Below are 21,920 nucleotides of genomic sequence, written 5' to 3'. Positions count from 1 at the left end.
GCCATCACGCCCCGAAGAACTCGATGGCCCGTTTGACACCCGCCACCAGGCGATCGACCTCGTCGAGCGTGTTGTACACCGCGAACGACGCCCGCGCGGTGGCGGCGATGCCGAACCGGCGGTGCAGCGGCCAGGCGCAGTGATGGCCCACCCGCACCGCCACGCCCTCGTCGTCCAGCACCTGCCCGACGTCGTGAGCGTGCACCCCGTCGACGACGAAGCTCACCGGCGAACCGCGGTGTTCCAGCGTGGTGGGGCCGATGATGCGCACCCCGGGGATGGCGCCCAGCCCGTCGAGCGCCGCGGCCACCAGCTCGTTCTCGTGCGTCTGCACCGCGGGCATCCCCAGGGCGCCGAGATACCGTGCCGCCGCGGCCAATCCGACCACCTGGGAGGTCATCGGCGTACCCGCCTCGAACCGCTGCGGGGCGGGTGCGTAGGTGGTGGCCTCCATGGTGACGGTCTCGATCATCGAGCCGCCGGTGATGAACGGCGGCATCGCATTGAGCAGCCGGCGCCGGCCGTAGAGCACGCCGATGCCGGTCGGACCCAGCATCTTGTGCCCGGAGAACGCCGCATAGTCGACGTCCAGGGCGTGGAAATCCACCGGCAGGTGCGGCACCGACTGGCAGGCGTCCAGCACCGTGAGCGCGCCGACGGCGTTGGCCCGCGCGACCAGTTCGGCGACCGGGGCGACCGCTCCTGTGACATTCGAATGATGGCTGAAGGCAACGACTTTGACCCGCTCGTCGAGCTCCAGCGAATCCAGGTCGATACGTCCGTCATCGGTGACGCCATACCAGCGCAGGGTCGCCCCGGTGCGCTGGGCGAGCTCCTGCCACGGGATCAGGTTGGCATGGTGCTCCAGCTCGGTGGTGACGATGACATCGCCTGGCCCCACCGCGCGGTCGAAGCGCCGGTCCCCCAGCGTGTACGCCACCAGGTTCAGCGATTCGGTGGCGTTCTTGGTGAACACCAGCTCGTCGTCGTCGGCACCGACGAAGGCCGCGATATCGGCGCGGCCCTGCTCATAGGCGTCGGTGGACTCCTCCATCAGCTGGTGCGCGCCGCGGTGCACCGCGCCGTTGGAGGTGGTCAGGAAGTCCCGTTCGGCGTCGAGCACCTGCAGCGGCTTCTGCGATGTGGCCCCGGAATCCAGGTAGGCCAACTGGTTCCCGCCGCGCATCACCCGGCTCAGGATCGGAAAGTCAGATCTGATCCTGGTCACATCCAGATCGACTGACGCCGTCACATCAGGCTCCAGCCGCGGCCTGGGTGAAGCGCTCGTAACCGTTCTCTTCCAGCTCGTCGGCCAGTTCCGGCCCCCCGGAAGTGACGATGCGCCCGTCGAAGAACACGTGCACGAACTGCGGCTTGATGTAGCGCAGGATGCGGGTGTAGTGCGTGATCAGCAGGACGCCGCCGTTCTCGGCTTCCTTGTAGCGGTTGACACCCTCGCTCACGATGCGCAGCGCGTCGACGTCGAGGCCGGAGTCGGTCTCGTCCAGGATGGCGATCTTCGGCTTGAGCAGGCCCAGCTGCAGGATCTCGTGGCGCTTCTTCTCACCACCGGAGAAGCCCTCGTTGACGCTGCGCTCACCGAACGCCGGGTCGATGTCCAGATCCGACATGGCGGCCTTGACCTCTTTGACCCAGTGCCGCAGCTTCGGCGCCTCGCCGCGCACGGCGGTCGCGGCGGTGCGCAGGAAGTTCGACATGGACACGCCGGGCACCTCGACCGGGTACTGCATGGCCAGGAACAGGCCCGCGCGGGCGCGTTCGTCGATGCTCATCTCCAGCACGTCGGCGCCGTCCAGGGTGATCGTGCCCGACGTGACGGTGTACTTCGGATGACCGGCGATGGCGTAGGACAGCGTCGACTTACCGGAGCCGTTGGGGCCCATCACCGCGTGTGTCTCACCGGATTTCACGGTGAGGTCGACGCCCTTGAGGATCGGGATCTCCTGCCCGTCCGGCGCGTTGACGCTGACGTGCAGGTCCGTGATGGCGAGGGTGGTCATGAGTGGGTGTTTCCTTCGGTCAGTTCGAGTTCGTGTTCGATGGCTGCGGTGAGGCGGTCCCGGACCGCGGGCACGGAGATCTTCTGGATCAGTTCGCCGAAGAAGCCGCGCACCACCAGCCGGCGGGCCTGGTCCTCGGGGATACCGCGGGCCCGCAGGTAGAACAGCTGCTCGTCGTCGAAGCGCCCGGTGGCGCTGGCGTGGCCGGCGCCGAGGATCTCGCCGGTCTCGATCTCCAGGTTGGGCACCGAGTCCGCGCGGGCGCCGTCGGTGAGCACCAGGTTGCGGTTCACCTCGTAGGTGTCGGTCCCGGTGGCCTCGGCGCGGATCAGCACGTCGCCGACCCAGACGGTGTGGGTGTCGGGCTTGTCGCTGGACGGATCTCCTTGCAGCGCACCCTTGTACGTGACGTGCGACCGACAGTTCGGCTGGGCGTGGTCGACCAACAGCCGCGACTCCAGGTGCTGGCCGTCGTCGGCGAAGTACAGGCCGAGCAGTTCGGCGTCGCCACCCGGCGCGTCGAACCGCACCCGCCCGGTCAGCCGCGCGATCTCGGCGCCCAGCGTGACGTTGAAGTGCCGGAACACCGCGTCCTTGCCGAGCGCGGCGTGATGCATGGTGACGTGCACGGCGTCGTCGGCCCAGTCGGCGATGGACACCACCTTGAGCTGCGCGGCGTCGCCGAGCACGAATTCGACGTTGTCGGCATAGGTTCCGCTGCCGCGGTGGTCGATGACCACCACTGCCTCGCCCAGCTCCTCGACACGGATCTGCAGGTGCCCGTAGGCGGTCGCGCCCGCGCCGGGCCCGCTGACCGTGATCTCGATGGGCTCGTCCACCACCGTGTTGCGCCCGACGGTCACCACCGTCGCCTGCGAGAACGACGAGAACGCTTGGGCGGCAACCCGATCGGCGGGCACGCCGCCCTGGCCGAGCCGTTCGTCGCCACGCTGGACGGCCTCGACGGTGACACCCGGGCGTTCGGTGACCTCGATCAGCGCGCTGCCGTCGGCGGCCGCGGTGCCGTTGTGCAGCCCGCGCAGCCGCTTGAGCGGGGTGAACCGCCAGATCTCGTCGCGGCCGGCGGGCACCTCGAAGGCGTCGACGTCGAAGGAGGTGAACGCCTCGCCCTTGGTTGATTCCAGAGCGATACCGGTCATCCCACAGCGCCTTCCATCTGCAGCTCGATGAGCCGGTTCAGTTCCAGGGCGTACTCCATCGGCAGTTCCTTGGCGATCGGCTCGACGAAGCCGCGCACCACCATGGCCATCGCCTCGTCCTCGGTCAGGCCGCGGCTCATCAGGTAGAACAGCTGGTCCTCGCTGACCTTGGACACGGTGGCCTCGTGGCCCATCGTGACGTCGTCCTCACGGATGTCGACATAGGGGTAGGTGTCGCTGCGGCTGATCGTGTCGACCAGCAGGGCGTCACATTTCACGGATGACCGCGACCCGTGCGCCCCCTTGTTGACCTGGATCAGGCCGCGGTAGGACGCGCGCCCGCCGCCGCGGGCGACGGACTTGGACACGATGTTGCTCGACGTGTGCGGCGCCAGGTGCAGCATCTTGGCGCCGGTGTCCTGGTGCTGGCCCTCGCCGGCGAACGCGACCGAGAGCACCTCACCCTTGGCGTGCTCACCGGTCATCCAGACCGCCGGGTATTTCATGGTGACCTTGGAGCCGATGTTGCCGTCGATCCACTCCATGGTGGCGCCGGCCTCCGCCCTGGCCCGCTTGGTGACCAGGTTGTAGACGTTGTTCGACCAATTCTGGATGGTCGTGTACCGCACGCGCGCACCGGGTTTCACCACGATCTCGACGACGGCGGAGTGCAGCGAGTCGCTCTTGTAGATCGGCGCCGTGCAGCCCTCCACGTAGTGCACGTAGGAGCCCTCGTCGGCGATGATCAGGGTGCGCTCGAACTGGCCCATGTTCTCGGTGTTGATCCGGAAGTAGGCCTGCAGCGGGATGTCGACGTGCACACCCGGCGGGACGTAGATGAACGAGCCGCCCGACCAGACCGCGGTGTTCAGCGCGGAGAACTTGTTGTCACCGGCCGGGATCACGGTGCCGAAGTACTGCTTGAAGATCTCCGGGTGCTCACGCAGGCCCGAGTCGGTGTCCAGGAAGATGACGCCCTGGGCCTCCAGGTCCTCGCGGATCTGGTGGTAGACCACCTCGGACTCGTACTGGGCGGCCACACCCGCGACCAGCCGCTGCTTCTCGGCCTCCGGGATGCCCAGCCGGTCGTAGGTGTTGCGGATGTCCTCGGGCAGCTCCTCCCAGGACGCCGCCTGCTTCTCGGTGGAGCGCACGAAGTACTTGATGTTGTCGAAGTCGATGCCCTCGAGATTGGAGCCCCAGTGCGGCATCGGCTTCTTGTCGAAGGTGCGCAGCGCCTTCAGCCGGATGTCGAGCATCCACTCGGGCTCGTTCTTCTTGCCCGAGATATCGCGCACGACCGCCTCGGACAGCCCACGGGTGGCCGCGGCGCCGGCGGTGTCACTGTCCGACCAGCCGTAGCCGTACTTGCCCAGGGAGGCAATGGTCTCCTCCTGGGTCAGCTGTTCCGGGGTGAGGGTCATCGCGACACTCCTTGTGTGGTGGTGGATTCGGCTCGGGCTGCGAGCCGAACGGACTTGGGCCCTTCGGGTCCCAATGGAACGTGGGTGGTGCAGGCGCAGTCGCCGTTGACGATGGTGGCCAGCCGTTGCACGTGGGTGCCCAGGATCTCGGCGAAGGCCTGCCGCTCGGCGTCGCACAACTCCGGGAATTCCTCGGCGACATGCGACACCGGGCAGTGATGCTGACAGATCTGCACGCCCGACAGCGGCCCGGCCACCGGTGTGGTGGTGGTCCGGTACCCGGCCTTGGTGAGCGCGGCGGCCACCCGGTCGGCGGTCTGCGCCACGTCGTCGGTGTGCGGAGCGTTCACCACCTCGGCGAGGATGCCGTCGATGCGGCGCCGGGCGAACGTCTGCACCGCCTCGTCACCGCCGATCTCACGCAACTGCCGCATGGCGGCGGCGGCCAGATCGTCGTAGGCGTGGTCGAGTTTGGCGCGCCCGGCGGCGGTGATCCGGTACCGCTTGGCCGGCCGGCCGCGGCCGTTGTGCTGCCACGCCGCGGCGGCACTGGCCTGGGCGTCCCCGGCTTCGATCAACGCGTCGAGGTGACGGCGCACGCCGGTGGCCGAGATGCCCAGCCGCTCGCCGATGTCGCCGGCGGTGACGGGACCTTCCAGCAGCAACTGCACGATGGCACTGCGGGTATCGCCTTCGGGGCCGTGACCATCCGGCAGCCCCGCGGGCACGGCCGTAGCCACGCCTGAGACCTCCGGATTTAATTTCACAACACTATTGTGTCGGAATTCGACCTGCGGTTCCAGCAAGGGCACCCTAACTGTGCAAGAGCTCACCGGGCCACCGTCTACGCTGCTGGGATGACCGCGCTCGGGTCCTTCAGCTCGGCGGTCGCCCGATGGCATGCCGACGAGCGAACCGTTGGCTCCCCACTCAACGACGCCGAAGTCGTCGCGCTGCGTCGTACCAGGGTTTTCGGGGCGACCGGCACCGTCCTCATGGCCATCGGCGCCCTCGGGGCCGGTGCCCGGCCCGTCGTGCAGGATCCGACGTTCGGGGTGCGGCTGCTGAACCTGCCGTCGCGCATCCAGACCGTGTCGCTGACCATGACCACCACCGGCGCGGTGATGATGACGCTGGCGTGGCTCATGCTCGGCCGGTTCGCGCTGGGGCCGCGCCGCATGTCGCGCAGCCAGCTGGACCGCACCCTGTTGTTGTGGGCGCTGCCGTTGCTCATCGCCCCGCCGATGTACAGCAAGGACGTGTACTCGTATCTGGCGCAGAGCCAGATCGCCCGCATCGGGCTGGACCCGTACAAGATCGGTCCCGCGCCGGGACTCGGCCTGGACCACGTGTTCACGCTGTCGGTGCCCAGCCTGTGGCGCGAGACCCCGGCACCCTACGGCCCGCTGTTCCTGTGGATCGGCCGCGGCATCTCGGCGCTCACCGGCGAGGACATCGTCGCCGCGGTGCTCTGCCACCGGCTGGTGGTGCTGCTCGGGGTCGGGCTGATCGTGTGGGCCACTCCCCGCCTGGCGCAGCGCTGCGGTGTGGCCGAGGTGAGCGCGCTGTGGCTGGGTCCGTGCAACCCGCTGCTGTTCATGCATCTGGTGGCCGGCATCCACAACGAGGCACCGATGCTCGGATTGATGCTCGCCGGAACCGAATTCGCGCTGCGCGGCATCGACGGGGTGCGGGCCGGGGTCTGGCGCATCGCCCCCAAACCCCTGGGCATGCTGGTTTTCGGCACCGTGCTGATCGCCCTGTCCTCACAGATCAAACTGCCGTCGTTGCTGGCCGTCGGATTCGTCGGCATGGCGCTGGCCTGGCGCTGGGGCGGCACCGTCAAGGACTTCCTGGCGGCCAGCTGCGCGCTGGGCACCATCTCACTGATCGTGATGGCGGTGATCGGCTGGGCCAGCGGGCTGGGCTTCGGCTGGCTGTTCACCCTGGGCACCGCCAACGTGGTGCGGTCCTGGATGTCCCCGCCCACGCTGATCGCGCTGGGCACCGGTCAGGTGGGCATCCTGCTGGGGCTGGGCGACCACACCACCGCCGTGCTCGGCCTGACCCGCGGCATCGGTGTGATCATCATCGCAATCCTGGTGACCTGGCTGTTGTTGGCCGTGTTCCGGGGCCGGCTGCATCCCGTCGGCGGTCTCGGGGTGGCCCTCGGCGCCACCGTGCTGCTCTTCCCGGTGGTGCAACCGTGGTACCTGCTGTGGGCCATCATCCCGCTGGCGACCTGGGCCACCCGGCCCGGATTCCGCGGCGCGACCATCGCGATCACCCTGGTGGTGGGCATCTTCGGCCCGACCGCCAACGGCGACCGGTTCGCGCTCTTCCAGATCCTGGACGCCACCCTGGCCAGCACGGTGATCGTGCTGTTGCTGATCGCGCTGACCTGGCGCCGGCTGCCGTGGCGTGCCCTGCCCGGCGCACCCGTGGTCAGGCCCGCCGCTTACGCTGAATCCCCGTGACCACCGCTTCTGCCGCCGACCCGGTGCGCCTGCGCGGCGTGACCAAGCGCTACGGGTCCACCACCGCGGTGTCCGAGCTGGACCTCGACGTGCACCGCGCCGAGGTGCTGGCCCTGCTGGGCCCCAACGGCGCGGGCAAGACCACCACGGTGGAGATGTGCGAGGGATTCCTGCGGCCCGACGCCGGCAGCATCGAGATCCTGGGCTTGGATCCGGCCGCCGAGAACAGCCGCGTCCGGGAACGCATCGGGGTGATGCTGCAGGGTGGCGGCGGTTATCCGGCCGCCCGGGCCGGCGAGATGCTCGACCTGGTCGCCTCCTACGCCGCCAACCCGCTGGATCCGCGCTGGCTGATGGACACCCTCGGACTGACCGACGCCGCCCGCACCACCTACCGCCGGCTCTCCGGCGGGCAGCAGCAGCGCCTGGCGCTGGCCTGCGCCGTGGTGGGCCGCCCGGAGTTGGTGTTCCTCGACGAGCCGACCGCCGGGATGGACGCGCACGCCCGGATCGTGGTGTGGGAGCTGATCGACGCGCTGCGCCGCGACGGTGTCACCGTCGTGCTGACCACCCACCAACTGACCGAGGCCGAGGAACTGGCCGACCGGCTGGTGATCATCGACCACGGCAAGACCGTCGCCGCCGGCACCCCGGCCGAGCTGATGCGCAGCGGCGCGGAGAACCAGCTGCGGTTCAGCGCGCCACCGAAACTGGACCTGACGCTGCTGGTGTCGGCCCTGCCCGAGACCTACCGCGCCGCCGAGGCGGCCCCCGGCGAGTACCTGGTGGAGGGTCACATCGATCCGCAGGTGCTGGCGACCGTCACCGCCTGGTGCGCCCGGCTGGACGTGCTGGCCACCGATATGCGCGTCGAACAGCGCAGCCTCGAGGACGTCTTCCTCGACCTGACCGGCCGGGAGCTCCGATCGTGACCAACCGTTTCGCCGCAGGCACCTTCTCCCCCGACCCGCGCCCGGCCGGGGTGCGCCAGATGCTCACCGCCCAGTACGGGCTGGAACTCAAGCTGCTGCTGCGCAACGGCGAGCAGCTGCTGCTGACCATGTTCATCCCCATCACCCTGCTCATCGGGCTGACGCTGATGCCGCTGGGCTCGTTCGGCACCGACCGGGCGGCGACCTTCGCGCCGGCCATCATGGCGCTGGCCGTCATCTCCACGGCGTTCACCGGCCAGGCCATCGCGGTGGCCTTCGACCGTCGCTACGGCGCGCTGAAACGCCTTGGTGCCACGGCCCTTCCGGTGTGGGGCATCATCGCCGGCAAATCACTGGCCGTGGTCACCGTGGTGTTCCTGCAGTCGATCCTGTTGGGGGCCATCGGTATTGCCCTGGGCTGGCGGCCCGCGGTGCTGGGCCTGCTGCTCGGCGCGGTGGTCATCGCATTGGGCACCGCGTCGTTCGCCGCGCTGGGCCTGCTGCTCGGCGGGACCCTGAAAGCCGAGATCGTGCTGGCGGTGGGCAACCTGGCGTGGTTCGTCTTCGCCGGCCTCGGCGCACTGACCCTCGAGGGTGGCCTGGTGCCGCACACCGTGGCCTGGATCGCCCGGCTCACCCCGTCGGGTGCGCTCACCGAGGCACTGACGCAGGCGATGACGTTGTCGGTGGACTGGTTCGGCATCATCGTGCTGGCGGTGTGGGGCGGTGTCGCCGCGCTGTGCGCGCTGCGCTGGTTCCGCTTCACCTAGACCGTCAGGACCCGGTCGTGACGACAGTCGCCGGTGTGGACGCCTGCCGCGGCGGCTGGGTGGGCGTGGTGCTGCACGACGGTGCCTATGCCGGCATCCATGTCGCCGAGCGGCTGGCCGAGGTGGTCGCGGGAATCGGCACCGCAGCGGCGATCGGGGTGGACATCCCGCTGGGGTTGATGGAATCCGGGCCGCGCGGCACCGACGCCGCCGCCCGCGCGCTGCTCGGCCGGCGCCGGTCCACCATCTTCGAGATCGCGCCGCGGCCGTGCTGGGATCAACCCGATCACGCCGCCGCCAGTGCGCTGAGCCGGCGCCTGATGGGCAAGGGCATGAGCATCCAGTCCTGGGGCCTGAAGGCCAAGCTGCTGGACGCCGACGCACTGCACGACCGGCAGGCCGCACCGCTGTGGGAAGCACACCCCGAACTGTCGTTCCAGCAGATGGGGTTGCAGTTCGCCGACGGCACCAAGAAGACCTGGCGCGGGCAGCGGGCGCGGCTGCGAGTGCTGGCCGCGCACGGTATCGACCTGCCGGAGGACCTGGGCGCGGCGGCGCATGTCCCGGCCGACGACGTGCTGGACGCGGCCGCGGTGGCGTGGAGCGCGGCCCGGATCGCCGCCGGTCGGGCCTACAGCGTGCCCGACCCGCCGCGGGTCAACGAGCGCGGGCAGCGCATCGCGATCTGGTGTTGAGCGGCCCCTACTACGGCGTGTAGTTAACGTTGCTCTACGATCGGGCCGTGGCGCTGCGTCGGTGGTTTCTCAAAGTCGTCGACCTGCTGCCCCTGCCCAGCCTGCGCGTCCAGCGACTCATCGCGTTCCTGGTCATCCTCACCCAGGGCGGTATCTCGGTCACCGGGGCGATCGTCCGGGTGACCGCGTCCGGGCTGGGCTGCCCGACCTGGCCGCAGTGTTTCCCCGGCAGTTTCGTGCCGGTGCCGCATGCCGAGGTGGCCATCGTGCATCAGGCCGTCGAGTTCACCAATCGGCTGTTCACCTTCGGTGTGGTCGCCACCGCCGCACTGGCCGTACTCGCGGTGACCAGGGCCCGGCGCCGCCGCGAGGTGCTGGTGTACGCCTGGCTGATGCCGGCCTCGACCGTCGCCCAGGCGGTGATGGGTGGTATCACCGTGCTCACCGGCCTGCTGTGGTGGACGGTGGCCATCCACCTGCTGGCGTCGATGATCATGGTGTGGCTGGCCGTGCTGCTCTACGTCAAGATCGGTGAACCAGACACCGGGGTGGTCACCGAGCGGGTGGTGAAACCCTTGCGCCAGTTGACTGTCCTGTCCGCGGTGGTGCTGTCGGGGATCCTGGTCACCGGCACGCTGGTGACCGGCGCCGGCCCGCACGCCGGCGACAAGAGCCTGGACCGGGTGGTGCCCCGGCTGGAGGTGGAGATCACCACCCTGGTGCACGTGCATTCGTCGTTGCTGGTGGCCTATCTGGCGCTGCTGGTCGGCCTGGGCTTCGGCCTGCTGGCCGTGGGCGCGCCGCGGGCGGTGCGCATCCGCTGGGTGGTGCTGGTGGTGCTGGTCGCCACGCAGGGCATGATCGGCGCCGTGCAGTTCTACACCGGTGTGCCCGCCGCCTTGGTCGCGGTGCACGTGGCGTTCGCCGCGGCCTGTACCGCCGCCACCGCGGCGCTATGGGCGTCCATGCGGGCGCGAGAGGGGTCCGAGCCCCAGCCGCTCCAGGGCTGACTCGACACCCACCGCGAAATCCCGTTCGGCACGCGCCTTCTCCGCGGCGCCCAGCTGCCGGAACCCCAGCGACGGCTCGATCAGTTCCAGCTCCAGCAGCCGGGGATCGTCGGCGCCGGTGCCGAGCACGTCGACGCGGGCGTAGAGCAGGTCCTCGCGCCGCAGCCCGAATCGGCGCACCACCGACGCCACGGCGTCGTGCCCGAGATCCCACAACGCGTCGTCGGGATCCGCGCCGGACAACGTCTCGGCCGCGAAGGTGCCGGTCTCCTCGAACACCGGGGCGCTGCCCGGCGGCGGCAGCAGCGGGCCCTTGGTGAACGCGTGCGACGGTTCCCCGTTCAGGAACACCAGCGCCGTCTCCCCCGCCGCCACCCGGCGATCGAACGGCTGCACCAGCACCGGACGGCCCTGCGCCTGCAACGCCTCGGCATGCGCGCGGGCCGCGGCGGCGTCGGCGAACCGCTGCGCCCCGGCCGAACCCGCGCCGACCGCCGGTTTCACCACCACCTCACCGGCGGGAACCGCGACGGCCTCGCCCACGCCGAAATACCGGGTCGGGACGATGGGCACCCCGTCGGCCTGCAAGTCCAGCAGGTAGTGCTTGTCCGCGCTCCACGCCACCAGCTCCGGCGGGTTGAGCAGGTGGCGCACCCGCCGGCTCCAGTCCAGGAATTCGTCAAGACGGTCGGCGTAATCCCATGCCGCGCGCAGGATCACGAGATCGGCCTGCAGCGTCGCCGGGTCGTCCCAGGATTTCCACCGCACGTGCAGGCCGCGGTGGCGCAGCGCGGTGACCAGTCCGTCGTCGTCGCTGTCACCCTGCGGCAGGGCCGGGCAACTCGCGAAAACGATGCGCGGATGGAACACGTCGGGGCGGGCCAGCTTCACCAGTGGATGATAGGTGGCATGCATGCCATCGAAGTTGCCGAGACCGGAGGACCCGAGGTCCTCACCTACGTCGAGAAGCCCGAGCCGGTCGCGGGGCCGGGTCAGGTGGTGATCAAGGCCGAGGCCATCGGGGTCAATTTCATCGACACCTATTTCCGGTCGGGGCTGTACAAGCGCGAGGTGCCGTTCGTGGTGGGCACCGAGGTGTGCGGCACCGTCGCGGCCGTCGGCGAGGATGTCGCCGCGCTGGCCGTCGGCGACCGGGTGGTCACCGCCGATGCCGACGGCGCGTACGCCGACTACTGCGTGGCCCAGAGTGATCGGGTGGCCTACGTGCCCGACGGGGTGGCGCCCGAGTCGGTGGCCTCGGCCCTGCTCAAGGGCATGACGGCGCATTATCTGATCAAGTCGGTCTACCCGGTGCAGCCCTCGGACACCATCCTGGTGCACGCCGGGGCGGGCGGGGTCGGGCTGATCCTGACCCAGTGGGCCACCAGCATGGGCACTCGGGTGATCACCACCGCGTCGACGCCGGAGAAGGCGGCGCTGTCCCGGATGGCCGGTGCGGTCGAGGTGCTCGACTACCCGGACGATCCGGCCGAGTTCGGTGCCGCGATCCGCGACCTGACCGCCGGGGCCGGCGTCGCCGCGGTGTACGACGGCGTCGGCGCCTCCACCTTCGACGCCAGCCTGGCCAGCCTCGCGGTGCGCGGCACCCTGGCGTTGTTCGGCGCGGCCAGCGGCCCGGTGCCGCCGGTGGACCCGCAGCGGCTGAATGCGGCCGGCTCGGTGTTCCTGACCCGCCCGAAGCTGGGTGACTTCACCCGTACCGCCGACGAATTCGCTTGGCGGGCAGGCGAACTGCTCAGCGCCATCGCCGACGGTTCGATCTCGGTGACGGTCAGCGAGCGCTACCCGCTGGCCGAGGCCGCCCGCGCGCACATCGACCTGCAGGGCCGCAAGACGGTCGGCTCGATCGTGCTGGTGCCCTGAGCCCGTCGAGACTGAAGCCAGGGACGCCATCGGACCGGATTTCGTCCCTGGGTTCAGTCTCGGTGCCGGTCACGCGGCGCGCTGCCGTCGCCGGGCCAACGCCGCGGCCACCCCGGCAATGATCTCGTCCGCGCTGTCCTCGGCTATCACCCGAAGGACGATCCAGCCCAGCGCCTGCAGTTCGTGCTGGATGCGCCGATCGCGCACATATTGACCGCGTTCGGTCTGATGATGCCTGCCGTCGTACTGCACCGCGATCTTCAGCGAGCGCCAACCCATGTCCACCTTGGCGACCATCCGGGTGCCCGCGAACACTTCGATCTGGGTGTCTTCCGGTGGCATCCCGGCGTCGGTGAGCAGGAGCCGCAGCCAGGTCTCGCGGGGTGAGTCCGCGCCGCCGTCGGCCAACGCCAACGCTGTCCGCAGCGGCCGGATCCCGCGGCAGGCGGGATACCGGGCGATCAGCGGCGCGATGTCGTCGACGGTGACCCGCCACGTCCACAACAAGGCGTCCATCCGCGCCACCGCGTCGTCGCGCCTCAGGTGCCGACCGAGGTCGAACAGGGTCCGGGCCCGCGTCGTGACGGGCACCCCGCCGAACGTGGTGATTTCGTCGCGCGCGTATGTCTCGTTGCGCACGATGACTCCCGTCGGCGGATGGGTGTTGCGCCAGAGCATTTCGATCGCGCTGTCCTCGGGCACCCATCGCGCACCGAGCAGACCGGACGCCGCCACCCCCGCTATGACGCCGCGCCGGCCCGACCACAACCACGCGGCCCTGGCCCGGTCGAGCAGCGTCGGGTTGTCGGGCCCGTACACGTCGGGAAACAGTCTGCGGTGGTGCCGGCGCAGCTCGCTGCGGGTCACCTGACCCGCGGCCAGCGCCTCACTTCCGATGAAAACCCCCATCCGCGGATGCTGACACGACACACCGACAGGCCCGTCGAGACTGAAGCCAGGGACACGACCGGACCGGATTTCGTCCCTGGCTTCAGTCTCGGCGTCGCTAGACCGGCTCAGCCGCCGGGAACGTCCAGGATCCGTCCAGGATCTCCGGTCGCGGGCGGTACAGCCGCACCAGGTAGTTCCAGCCCGCGCTGATCGGCAGCACGTTGGGCGCGCCCTCCCCGCCGAATTGGACGGTGACCGCACCGTCGGCGTCCGCGACGGCTGTGACATTGTTCACCGAATACGCATTCTGCGGGTTCGGCTCCAGGTAGCCGTCCTTGTTGTACACGGTGATCGACCAGAAACCGTCCACCGGAACGTCTTTCACCGTCAGCCGGTGCACGGTGACACCGTCGTCGGCCGGCGGGATCACCGTGAGGTACAGCGCATCGCGTTCGGGGTTACCGCCCCACGCGAAGGCCGTGCCGATCAGGTGATGAACCGGGTCCACCTCGTCCCGGGCGCCGAAGGTCCTCGTCGAGTCGGTCAGTGTGGTCGACAGCGTGATCAGCGCGTCGCGCACCGTCTGCTGCGTCGCCGGATCCCAGTCCGGGATCTCGAAACGGCCCGGCTCCGGCTGAGTCACCTCGATGGCGTCCTGCAGGGCGTGCACGGCGGGCAGGTCCGCGGCGTCGTTCGGGTCGACGAGGGTGCGCACGGCGGCCAGCACGTAGCGAGTGCCCACGACATCGCGCGACAGGATCACCACCGCCGGCGCGTAGGCCACCTCGACGGTGTAGTGGTCCTCGTTGATGATCTGCACCGACATGAACCGGCCGGCGCTGTCGGGCAGGGTGATCGTCACGTCGCCGGCGTCCAGATCGAAGATGGCCGCCGAATACAGGGTGTCGCGGTTCTGCCGGATCACCACCTGCGCGTCCACCGGGGAGAGTTCCCGAAAATGCAGGAACTGCGCGAAGCCGCCGTCGGCCGCGATGCGGGAGAAGTAGACGTCCGATTCGGCGCGGGCGAAGTTGTCGGGGCTGACCAGTCGGCTCATGCCGACGAATCTAGCGTCCCAGCAACGTCGGCAGGGCCAGCGCGGAATCGATGGCCAGCGCGCAGAACACCACGGCCAGATAGTTGTTCGACTGCAGGAACAACCGCAGCGGCTTAACCGGCTCGCCGCGCTTCACCCCGGCGTAGAGCTGGTGCGCCATCACCAGGAACCACGCCCCGGCCAGCAGCGCCACCGACGCGTACAGCCAGCCGGTGGCCAGGGTCAGCGCCAGCGTGGTGAGCACCGTGAGCCAGGTGTAGATCAGGATCTGGCGGGTCACCTGCCGCTCGGTGGCCACCGCAGGCAGCATCGGCACCCCGGCCGCCTTGTAGTCGTCCTTGTAGCGCATGGCCAGTGCCCAGGTGTGCGGCGGCGTCCAGAAGAAGATGATCGCGAACATCACCAGGGCCGGCCACTGGATGGTCCCGGTCACCGCCGACCAGCCGATCATCACCGGCATGCAGCCGGCGGCCCCGCCCCACACCACGTTCTGCGAGGTGCGCCGTTTGAGCAGCAGTGTGTAGACGAAGACGTAGAACGCGATGGTGACCAGGCCCAGCACCCCGGAGAGCAGGTTGGTGGTCCACCACAGCCAGGCGAACGAGCCGGCCGAGAGCACCAACCCGAAGATCAGTGCGTGCCGGGTCGGCACCGAGGCACGGGCCAGCGGCCGCAGTGCGGTCCGCTTCATCACCTTGTCGATGTCGGCGTCGGCGACGCAGTTCAGGGTGTTGGCCCCGGCGGCGGCCATCATGCCGCCGATCAACGTGTTGACGATCAACAGCGGATCGACCGTGCCGCGGTCGGCCAGCAACATGGCCGGGATCGCCGTCACCAACAACAGCTCGATCACGCGCGGCTTGGTCAGTGCCAGATACGCCAGAAACGTCGAACGGATCCGACTGGGCGCTGCGCTAGCTGACCGGCGCTCGCGAATGCTCACGCAAATAACTCCTCGGGCAGCGTCACGCGGGCTTCTACTACAGACGATGGTAGACCGCGGGCCTGTGAGCCCGACACCGCAGGGTCAATTCCGGTGAACGGGGAAGTAAACGTGCACCAACCGGTCTGCCGCGGATGAGTCGCTCCTACTAGGGTGTTTTAGAGGAACAAGCAGCTGATCTCGCAGACGCTAGGAGCACGCGTAGTGACCACCACCGAGGAGATTTCCGCCCTCACCCGCCCCAACCACCCGGACGACTGGACGGACCTCGACTCACTGGCCGTCGACACCGTGCGCGTTCTGGCGGCCGACGCGGTGCAGAAGGTCGGTAACGGCCACCCCGGCACCGCCATGAGCCTGGCCCCGCTGGCCTACACGCTGTTCCAGCGCCAGCTGCGTCATGACCCCAGCGACGTGCACTGGCTGGGCCGCGACCGGTTCGTGCTGTCCTGCGGGCACTCCAGCCTGACGCTGTACCTGCAGCTGTACCTGGGCGGTTTCGGCCTGGAGCTCGACGACATCGAGGCGCTGCGGACCTGGAAGTCCAAGACGCCGGGGCACCCGGAGTTCCGGCACACCAAGGGTGTGGAGATCACGACCGGGCCGCTGGGCCAGGGCCTGGCTTCGGCCGTCGGCATGGCGATGGCCGCCCGGTACGAGCGCGGCCTGTTCGACCCCGACGCCGCGCCGGGCACCAGCCCGTTCGACCACCACATCTACGTGATCGCCTCCGACGGTGACATCGAAGAGGGCGTCACCAGCGAGGCCTCCTCGCTGGCGGGCACCCAGCAGCTCGGCAACCTCATCGTGTTCTACGACAAGAACCACATCTCCATCGAGCACGACACCGATATCGCGCTGAGCGAGGACGTGGCCGCGCGCTACCGCGCCTACGGCTGGCACGTCCAGGAGGTCGAGGGCGGCGAGAACGTGGCCGGGATCGAGGCGGCCATCGAGGAGGCCAAGAAGGTCACCGACAAGCCGTCGTTCATCGCGCTGCGGACCATCATCGGCTACCCGGCGCCCACCAAGATGAACACCGGCGGCGTGCACGGGTCGGCCCTCGGCGACGACGAGGTGGCCGCCACCAAGAAGGTGCTGGGCTTCGACCCGGACAAGAAGTTCGAGGTGCGCCCCGAGGTCATCGAGCACACCCGCAAGCTGGTCGACCGGGGCCGGGAAGCCCACCAGAAGTGGCAGACCGGTTTCGACGCCTGGGCCGAGCGGGAGCCCGAGCGCAAGAAGCTGCTCGACCGGCTGCTGGCCCAGGAACTGCCCGAGGGCTGGGATGCCGACCTGACCTACTGGGAGCCGGGCTCCAAGCCGCTGGCCACTCGCGCCGCATTCGGCAAGGTGCTCAACGACGTCGCCCCCAAACTGCCCGAATTGTGGGGTGGCTCAGCCGATCTGGCCGGCAGCAACAACACCACGATCAACGGCGTGAAGTCGTTCGGCCCGCCGTCGATCTCGACGTCGGACTACACCGCCGACTGGTACGGCCGCGTGTTGCACTTCGGTATCCGCGAGCACGCGATGGGCTCGATCCTGTCCGGCATCGTGTTGCACGGCCCGACGCGGGCGTTCGGCGGAACGTTCCTGCAGTTCTCCGATTACATGCGCCCGGCGGTCCGGTTGGCGTCCCTGATGGACATCGACACCATCTACATCTGGACCCACGATTCGATCGGCCTCGGCGAGGACGGCCCCACCCATCAGCCGATCGAGCACCTGGCGGCGCTGCGCGCCATCCCGAATCTGTCGGTGGTGCGCCCCGGTGACCCGAACGAGACCGCCTACGCCTGGCGCAGCATCATCGCCCGCGGCAACGGCAGCGGCCCGGTCGGTTTCATCCTGACCCGGCAGGGCATCCCGGTGCTGGAGGGCACCGACTCCGACGGGGTGGCCCGCGGTGGTTACGTGCTCGGCGGCGGCAATCCCGCCGACGACGCCGACGTGATCATCATCGCGACCGGCTCCGAGCTGCAGCTGGCGGTCGAGGCCCGGAAGCTGTTGGCGGAGAAGGACATCGTCGCCTACGTGGTGTCGATGCCGTGTGTGGAGTGGTTCGAGTCCCAGCCCAAGGAGTACCGCGATTCGGTGCTCCCGCCCGACGTCTCGGCACGTGTCGCGGTCGAGGCCGGGATCGCGCAGCCGTGGCACAAGCTGGTCGGCGACACCGGCGAGATCATCTCGATCGAGCACTACGGCGAGTCGGCCGATGACAAGACGCTGTTCCGCGAGTTCGGCTTCACCGCTGAGGCCGTCGTCGCCGCCGCCGAACGCTCGCTCGACAACTAATCGAAGAAAAGGCAGAAAACTCATGACCCAGAACCCGAACCTCGCGGCGCTGAGCGCCGCGGGCGTATCCGTATGGCTCGACGACCTGTCCCGTGACCGGCTGCAGACCGGCAACCTGCAGCAGCTGATCGACACCCGCAGCGTCGTCGGCGTCACCACCAACCCGTCCATCTTCCAGGCCGCGCTGTCGAAGGGCACCGCCTACGACGCGCAGGTCAAGGAGCTGGCCGAGCGCGGCGCCGACGTGGATGCCACCATCCGCACCGTCACCACCGACGACGTCCGCAATGCCTGCGACGTGCTGGCCAAGACCTACGAGGCCTCCGGCGGCGTGGACGGCCGGGTGTCCATCGAGGTCGATCCGCGGCTGGCGCACGACACCGACAAGACGATCCTGCAGGCCATCGAGCTGTGGAAGATCGTCGACCGGCCGAACCTGCTCATCAAGATCCCGGCCACGCTGGCCGGCCTGCCCGCCATCACCGCGGTGATCGCCGAGGGCATCTCGGTCAACGTCACCCTGATCTTCTCGGTGGAGCGGCATCGCGCGGTGATGGACGCCTACCTGGAGGGGCTGGAGAAGGCGAAGGAGGCAGGCCACGACCTGTCCAAGATCCATTCCGTCGCTTCGTTCTTCGTCTCCCGGGTGGACACCGAGATCGACGCCCGGCTGGACAAGCTGGGTTCGGAGGAGGCCCTGGCGTTGCGCGGGCAGGCCGGTGTGGCCAACGCCCGGCTGGCCTACGCCGCCTACGAAGAGGTGTTCGGCGGTGAGCGGTTCGCCAAGCTCAAGGAGTCCGGCGCCCGCGTGCAGCGCCCGTTGTGGGCCTCCACCGGCGTCAAGAACCCGGACTACTCCGACACCCTGTACGTCACCGAACTGGTCGCGGCCGACACGGTGAACACCATGCCGGAGAAGACCCTGGAAGCCGTCGCCGACCACGGCGTGATCACCGGGGACACCATCAGCGGTACCGCCGAGGCGTCGCAGCAGGTCTTCGACAAGCTGTCGGCCATCGGCGTCGACCTCACCGATGTGTTCCTGGTGCTGGAGAACGAGGGCGTCGACAAGTTCGAGAAATCCTGGGGCGAACTGCTCGAGGCCACGCAGGGACAGCTGGACGCCGCAAAGCGATGACAGCGACCACCGGCACAGGTCCCGCATGGCAGAACCCGTTGCGGGACAAGCGCGACAAGCGGATGCCCCGCATCGCGGGACCATGTGCGGTGGTGATCTTCGGGGTCACCGGCGACCTGGCCCGCAAGAAGCTGATGCCCGCGATCTACGACCTGGCCAACCGCGGCCTGCTGCCGCCCAGTTTCGCGCTGGTCGGGTTCGCCCGGCGCGACTGGGCGGACGAAGATTTCGGCAAGATCGTCTACGAAGCGGTGCAGCAGCACGCCCGGACCCCGTTCCGCCAGGAGGTGTGGGACAGGCTGGCCGAGGGATTCCGGTTCGTGCAGGGCACATTCGACGACGAGGCGTCCTTCGAGCGGTTGAAGGACACCCTGCACAAGCTGGACGCCGAGCGCGGCACCAGCGGCAACCACGCGTTCTACCTGTCGATCCCGCCGAAGGCGTTCCCCCAGGTGTGCGAACAGCTTTCGAAGTCGGGGCTGGCCGAGAAGCCCGAAGGTAGCTGGAGCCGGGTGGTCATCGAAAAACCGTTCGGGCACGACCTCAAGAGCGCCGAGGAACTCAACGCCGTCGTCAACAGCGTGTTCCCGGAGTCCTCGGTGTTCCGCATCGACCACTACCTGGGTAAGGAGACGGTCCAGAACATCCTGGCGTTGCGGTTCGCCAACGAGTTGTTCGAGCCGGTGTGGAACTCGCACTACGTCGACAGCGTGCAGATCACCATGGCCGAGGACATCGGCCTGGGTGGCCGCGGCGGCTACTACGACGGGGTGGGCGCGGCGCGTGACGTCATCCAGAACCACCTGTTGCAGTTGCTGGCGCTGACGGCGCTGGAGGAGCCGGTGAGCTTCTCCCCCGCCGAACTGCAGGCCGAGAAGATCAAGGTGCTCTCGGCCACCAAACTGGTCGAGCCGCTGGACCAGACCACCTCACGCGGGCAGTACGTCGCCGGCTGGCAGGGTGGCGAGAAGGTCGTCGGGTTGTTGGACGAGGAGGGCTTCTCGCAGACCTCGACCACCGAGACGTTCGCGGCCATCACCCTGGAGGTGGACACCCGCCGCTGGGCCGGGGTGCCGTTCTATCTGCGGACCGGAAAACGGTTGGGCCGCAGGGTGACCGAGATCGCACTGCTGTTCAAGCGGGCACCGCACCTGCCGTTCGACGCCACCATGACCGACGAGCTGGGCCAGAACGCCCTGGTGATCCGGGTGCAGCCGGACGAGGGCATCACCCTGCGGTTCGGCTCCAAGGTGCCCGGACACATCATGGAGGTCCGCGATGTCAGCATGGACTTCTCCTATGGTTCGGCGTTCGCCGAGGAGTCGCCGGAGGCCTACGAACGGCTGATCCTCGATGTGCTGCTGGGCGAGCCGTCGCTGTTCCCGGTCAACGCCGAGGTCGAATTGTCCTGGAAGATCCTCGATCCCGCGCTCGAGTACTGGGCGACGCATGGAAAGCCGGACCCGTACGAGTCCGGGACCTGGGGGCCGGATTCGGCGTTCGAGATGCTGCACCGGTCCGGCCGTGAATGGCGGCGGCCGTGATGATCCGAGAAGGAGCCGAGCCGTGATCGTCGACCTGCCCGACACCAATACCGGTGCCATCAACAAGAAGATCGTCGCGCTGCGCGAAGAGGGCGGCGCGATCACGTTGGGCCGGGTACTGACGCTGGTGGTCGCCCCCGACAGCGAGTCGCTGCTGGAGGAGTCGATCGAGGCCGCCAACGCCGCCAGCCGCGAGCATCCCTGCCGCGTCATCGTCGTCATCCCCGGTGACCGGCTGACCACCGAACCACGGCTGGACGCCCAGCTGCGGGTGGGCCGCGACGCCGGCGCCAACGAGGTGGTGGTGCTGCGGCTGTCCGGACCGCTGGCCAACCATGCCAGCAGCGTGGTGATCCCGTTCCTGCTGCCCGACACCCCGGTGGTGACGTGGTGGCCGGACCTGGCGCCGCGGGTGCCCGCGCAGGATCCGCTGGGCAAGCTGGCGATCCGCCGCATCACCGATGCCACCAACGGCGAGGACCCCTTGGCCTGCATCAAGAGCCGGCTGGCGGGATACACCCCCGGTGACACCGACCTGGCATGGAGCCGCATCACCTATTGGCGGGCGCTGCTGGCCGCCACGCTGGACCAGGCACCCTACGAGCCGATCACCTCGGTGTTGGTGTCAGGGCTGAAAGAAGAACCGGCCCTGGACATCCTGGCCGGGTGGCTGGCCGGTCGGCTGGAATGCCCGGTGTCCCGTGCGGTCGGTGAGCTCAAGGTCGAACTGAACCGGGCGAGCGAGACCATCGTGCTGAGCCGCCCGCAGACCGGCGTGACCGCGACGCTGACCCGTACCGGGCGGCCGGACGCGCAGATCCCGTTGGCCCGCAGGGAGACCCGGGACTGTCTGGCCGAGGACATGCGCCGCCTGGACGCCGACGAGATCTATCAGGAAGCACTGCAGGGAATCGACAAGGTGACATATGTCTGACCAGAACCAGTCTGACCAGAACCAGCCCGAGCAGGTGACCGAAACCTACCTCGACGCAGCCGAATTGGCGGCGGCCGCCGGTGCCCGGCTGGTCGGCGCCATCACGTCGGCGATCGCCAACCGCGGCGAGGCCGCGATCGTGCTGACCGGCGGTACGGTCGGCATCGCGCTGCTGCGCCACGTGGCCGGATTCAGCACCGAGATCGACTGGTCCAAGGTGCAGTTGTTCTGGGGGGACGAGCGTTTCGTGCCCGCCGCCGACGACGACCGCAACGTCAAGCAGGCCCGTGAGGCGCTGCTGGAGAGCATCGACATCCCGGCGGCGAATGTGCACGCGATGGCGGCCAGCGACGGCGAGTTCGGCGACGATATCGACGCCGCCGCCGCCGCATACGAAAAGCTGCTGCCCGCCGAATTCGACGTGCATCTGCTGGGCATGGGCGGTGAGGGGCACATCAACTCGTTGTTCCCCGATACGCCGGCGGTTCGGGAAACCAGCCGGCTCGTCGTCGCCGTGACCGACTCGCCCAAGCCGCCGCCCCGGCGGATCACCCTGACGTTGCCCGCCGTGGCGCGGGCCCGCGAGGTGTGGCTGGTGGTCGCCGGTTCGGAGAAGGCCGAAGCCGTCGCCGCGGCGCTCGGCGGCGCCGCCCCGGTCGACGTCCCGGCGGCGGGTGCGGTCGGCAAGCAGAAGACGGTGTGGCTGCTCGACGAGGCGGCCGCCGCCAAGCTGTGACGGCTC

The 21,920-nt window shown here is 69.0% G+C and carries 20 protein-coding genes; 11 read left to right on the top strand and 9 right to left on the bottom strand.

From position 1 onward, the window contains the following. Positions 1-4 precede the first annotated feature (4 nt). Genes BN977_RS16545 through BN977_RS16525 form a run of 5 tightly spaced genes read right to left on the bottom strand, consistent with a single transcriptional unit; the run spans position 5 to position 5,438 of the window. A complete protein-coding gene (locus BN977_RS16545) occupies positions 5-1,252 on the bottom strand; it encodes a cysteine desulfurase (protein ID WP_036399671.1) in 1,248 nt (415 codons plus the stop codon). A 1-nt stretch (position 1,253) separates the two neighbouring features. Further along, the gene (gene sufC, locus BN977_RS16540; protein WP_024453922.1) at positions 1,254-2,021 is read right to left on the bottom strand and encodes a Fe-S cluster assembly ATPase SufC; all 768 of its coding nucleotides are present in this window, start codon (positions 2,019-2,021) and stop codon (positions 1,254-1,256) included. Continuing rightward, positions 2,018-3,181: a Fe-S cluster assembly protein SufD gene (gene sufD / locus BN977_RS16535; RefSeq protein WP_036399668.1), complete on the bottom strand. Its 1,164-nt coding sequence runs from the start codon at positions 3,179-3,181 to the stop codon at positions 2,018-2,020. The genes sufC and sufD overlap by 4 nt, the downstream gene beginning before the upstream one ends. Beyond that, a complete protein-coding gene (sufB, locus tag BN977_RS16530; RefSeq protein ID WP_036399665.1) occupies positions 3,178-4,605 on the bottom strand; it encodes a Fe-S cluster assembly protein SufB in 1,428 nt (475 codons plus the stop codon). Before sufB ends, sufD begins: the two co-directional genes overlap by 4 nt. Beyond that, positions 4,602-5,438: a helix-turn-helix transcriptional regulator gene (locus tag BN977_RS16525; RefSeq protein ID WP_170203583.1), complete on the bottom strand. Its 837-nt coding sequence runs from the start codon at positions 5,436-5,438 to the stop codon at positions 4,602-4,604. Before BN977_RS16525 ends, sufB begins: the two co-directional genes overlap by 4 nt. Before the next feature lie 24 nt (positions 5,439-5,462). On the opposite strand from BN977_RS16525, the gene mptB reads away from it, so the two are divergent. From mptB to BN977_RS16500, 5 genes are read left to right on the top strand one after another with little or no spacing between them, the layout of a single operon-like run. Next, a complete protein-coding gene (mptB, locus tag BN977_RS16520) occupies positions 5,463-7,082 on the top strand; it encodes a polyprenol phosphomannose-dependent alpha 1,6 mannosyltransferase MptB (RefSeq protein WP_036399663.1) in 1,620 nt (539 codons plus the stop codon). Continuing rightward, the gene (locus BN977_RS16515) at positions 7,079-8,014 is read left to right on the top strand and encodes an ABC transporter ATP-binding protein (RefSeq protein WP_024453917.1); all 936 of its coding nucleotides are present in this window, start codon (positions 7,079-7,081) and stop codon (positions 8,012-8,014) included. Before mptB ends, BN977_RS16515 begins: the two co-directional genes overlap by 4 nt. Next, positions 8,008-8,784, top strand: coding sequence for an ABC transporter permease (locus BN977_RS16510; RefSeq protein ID WP_024453916.1), 777 nt, complete (start codon positions 8,008-8,010; stop codon positions 8,782-8,784). The genes BN977_RS16515 and BN977_RS16510 overlap by 7 nt, the downstream gene beginning before the upstream one ends. Before the next feature lie 17 nt (positions 8,785-8,801). Continuing rightward, the gene (locus tag BN977_RS16505) at positions 8,802-9,479 is read left to right on the top strand and encodes a DUF429 domain-containing protein (protein ID WP_036399658.1); all 678 of its coding nucleotides are present in this window, start codon (positions 8,802-8,804) and stop codon (positions 9,477-9,479) included. Between the two features lie 47 nt (positions 9,480-9,526). Continuing rightward, positions 9,527-10,489: a COX15/CtaA family protein gene (locus tag BN977_RS16500; protein WP_036400374.1), complete on the top strand. Its 963-nt coding sequence runs from the start codon at positions 9,527-9,529 to the stop codon at positions 10,487-10,489. Here the strand turns inward: BN977_RS16500 and BN977_RS16495 are convergent. Beyond that, the gene (locus tag BN977_RS16495; RefSeq protein ID WP_036400371.1) at positions 10,433-11,380 is read right to left on the bottom strand and encodes an ATP-grasp domain-containing protein; all 948 of its coding nucleotides are present in this window, start codon (positions 11,378-11,380) and stop codon (positions 10,433-10,435) included. The two genes, BN977_RS16500 and BN977_RS16495, sit on opposite strands and share 57 nt — an antisense overlap. A gap of 18 nt (positions 11,381-11,398) precedes the next feature. Between BN977_RS16495 and BN977_RS16490 the strand changes: the two genes are divergently transcribed. Beyond that, positions 11,399-12,373: a quinone oxidoreductase family protein gene (locus BN977_RS16490; RefSeq protein ID WP_024453912.1), complete on the top strand. Its 975-nt coding sequence runs from the start codon at positions 11,399-11,401 to the stop codon at positions 12,371-12,373. 69 nt (positions 12,374-12,442) lie between these two features. On the opposite strand, the gene BN977_RS16485 is transcribed toward BN977_RS16490, so the two are convergent. From BN977_RS16485 to BN977_RS16475, 3 genes are all read right to left on the bottom strand, one after another. Beyond that, positions 12,443-13,282, bottom strand: a complete 840-nt coding sequence (locus BN977_RS16485) for a putative endonuclease domain-containing protein (protein WP_036399654.1) — start codon at positions 13,280-13,282, stop codon at positions 12,443-12,445. A gap of 97 nt (positions 13,283-13,379) precedes the next feature. After that, positions 13,380-14,321: a DUF1254 domain-containing protein gene (locus BN977_RS16480; RefSeq protein ID WP_024453910.1), complete on the bottom strand. Its 942-nt coding sequence runs from the start codon at positions 14,319-14,321 to the stop codon at positions 13,380-13,382. Between the two features lie 10 nt (positions 14,322-14,331). Next, complete coding sequence (locus BN977_RS16475) at positions 14,332-15,264, bottom strand: heme o synthase (RefSeq protein ID WP_024453909.1); 933 nt, start codon at positions 15,262-15,264, stop codon at positions 14,332-14,334. Between the two features lie 204 nt (positions 15,265-15,468). Here BN977_RS16475 and tkt point away from each other — a divergent pair, with 204 nt between their 5' ends. Genes tkt through pgl form a run of 5 tightly spaced genes read left to right on the top strand, consistent with a single transcriptional unit; the run spans position 15,469 to position 21,914 of the window. Continuing rightward, positions 15,469-17,562: a transketolase gene (gene tkt / locus BN977_RS16470; RefSeq protein WP_024453908.1), complete on the top strand. Its 2,094-nt coding sequence runs from the start codon at positions 15,469-15,471 to the stop codon at positions 17,560-17,562. A gap of 22 nt (positions 17,563-17,584) precedes the next feature. Further along, positions 17,585-18,700, top strand: a complete 1,116-nt coding sequence (gene tal, locus BN977_RS16465; protein WP_024453907.1) for a transaldolase — start codon at positions 17,585-17,587, stop codon at positions 18,698-18,700. After that, positions 18,697-20,244, top strand: a complete 1,548-nt coding sequence (gene zwf, locus BN977_RS16460) for a glucose-6-phosphate dehydrogenase (RefSeq protein WP_024453906.1) — start codon at positions 18,697-18,699, stop codon at positions 20,242-20,244. Before tal ends, zwf begins: the two co-directional genes overlap by 4 nt. A 22-nt stretch (positions 20,245-20,266) precedes the next feature. Beyond that, complete coding sequence (gene opcA / locus BN977_RS16455) at positions 20,267-21,178, top strand: glucose-6-phosphate dehydrogenase assembly protein OpcA (RefSeq protein WP_024453905.1); 912 nt, start codon at positions 20,267-20,269, stop codon at positions 21,176-21,178. Further along, entirely contained in the window at positions 21,171-21,914 is a 744-nt protein-coding gene (pgl, locus tag BN977_RS16450; protein WP_051561593.1) for a 6-phosphogluconolactonase, read from the top strand. Before opcA ends, pgl begins: the two co-directional genes overlap by 8 nt. Positions 21,915-21,920: the final 6 nt, after the last annotated feature.

The sequence above is a fragment of the Mycolicibacterium cosmeticum genome (assembly GCF_000613185.1).
In the GTDB taxonomy this organism is placed as follows: domain Bacteria; phylum Actinomycetota; class Actinomycetes; order Mycobacteriales; family Mycobacteriaceae; genus Mycobacterium; species Mycobacterium cosmeticum.
Note: the sequence above shows the minus strand (reverse complement) of the source record. Positions and strands in the feature narration are given on the sequence as shown.

What these genes read in the sequence shown, in the direction of transcription:
- sufC (WP_024453922.1), bottom strand. Translation starts at nt 2,021, where the DNA reads ATGACCACCCTCGCCATCACGGACCTGCACGTCAGCGTCAACGCGCCG.
- sufD (WP_036399668.1), bottom strand. Translation starts at nt 3,181, where the DNA reads ATGACCGGTATCGCTCTGGAATCAACCAAGGGCGAGGCGTTCACCTCC.
- sufB (WP_036399665.1), bottom strand. Translation starts at nt 4,605, where the DNA reads ATGACCCTCACCCCGGAACAGCTGACCCAGGAGGAGACCATTGCCTCC.
- mptB (WP_036399663.1), top strand. Translation starts at nt 5,463, where the DNA reads ATGACCGCGCTCGGGTCCTTCAGCTCGGCGGTCGCCCGATGGCATGCC.
- BN977_RS16490 (WP_024453912.1), top strand. Translation starts at nt 11,399, where the DNA reads ATGCATGCCATCGAAGTTGCCGAGACCGGAGGACCCGAGGTCCTCACC.
- BN977_RS16485 (WP_036399654.1), bottom strand. Translation starts at nt 13,282, where the DNA reads ATGGGGGTTTTCATCGGAAGTGAGGCGCTGGCCGCGGGTCAGGTGACC.
- BN977_RS16480 (WP_024453910.1), bottom strand. Translation starts at nt 14,321, where the DNA reads ATGAGCCGACTGGTCAGCCCCGACAACTTCGCCCGCGCCGAATCGGAC.
- tal (WP_024453907.1), top strand. Translation starts at nt 17,585, where the DNA reads ATGACCCAGAACCCGAACCTCGCGGCGCTGAGCGCCGCGGGCGTATCC.
- zwf (WP_024453906.1), top strand. Translation starts at nt 18,697, where the DNA reads ATGACAGCGACCACCGGCACAGGTCCCGCATGGCAGAACCCGTTGCGG.
- pgl (WP_051561593.1), top strand. Translation starts at nt 21,171, where the DNA reads ATGTCTGACCAGAACCAGTCTGACCAGAACCAGCCCGAGCAGGTGACC.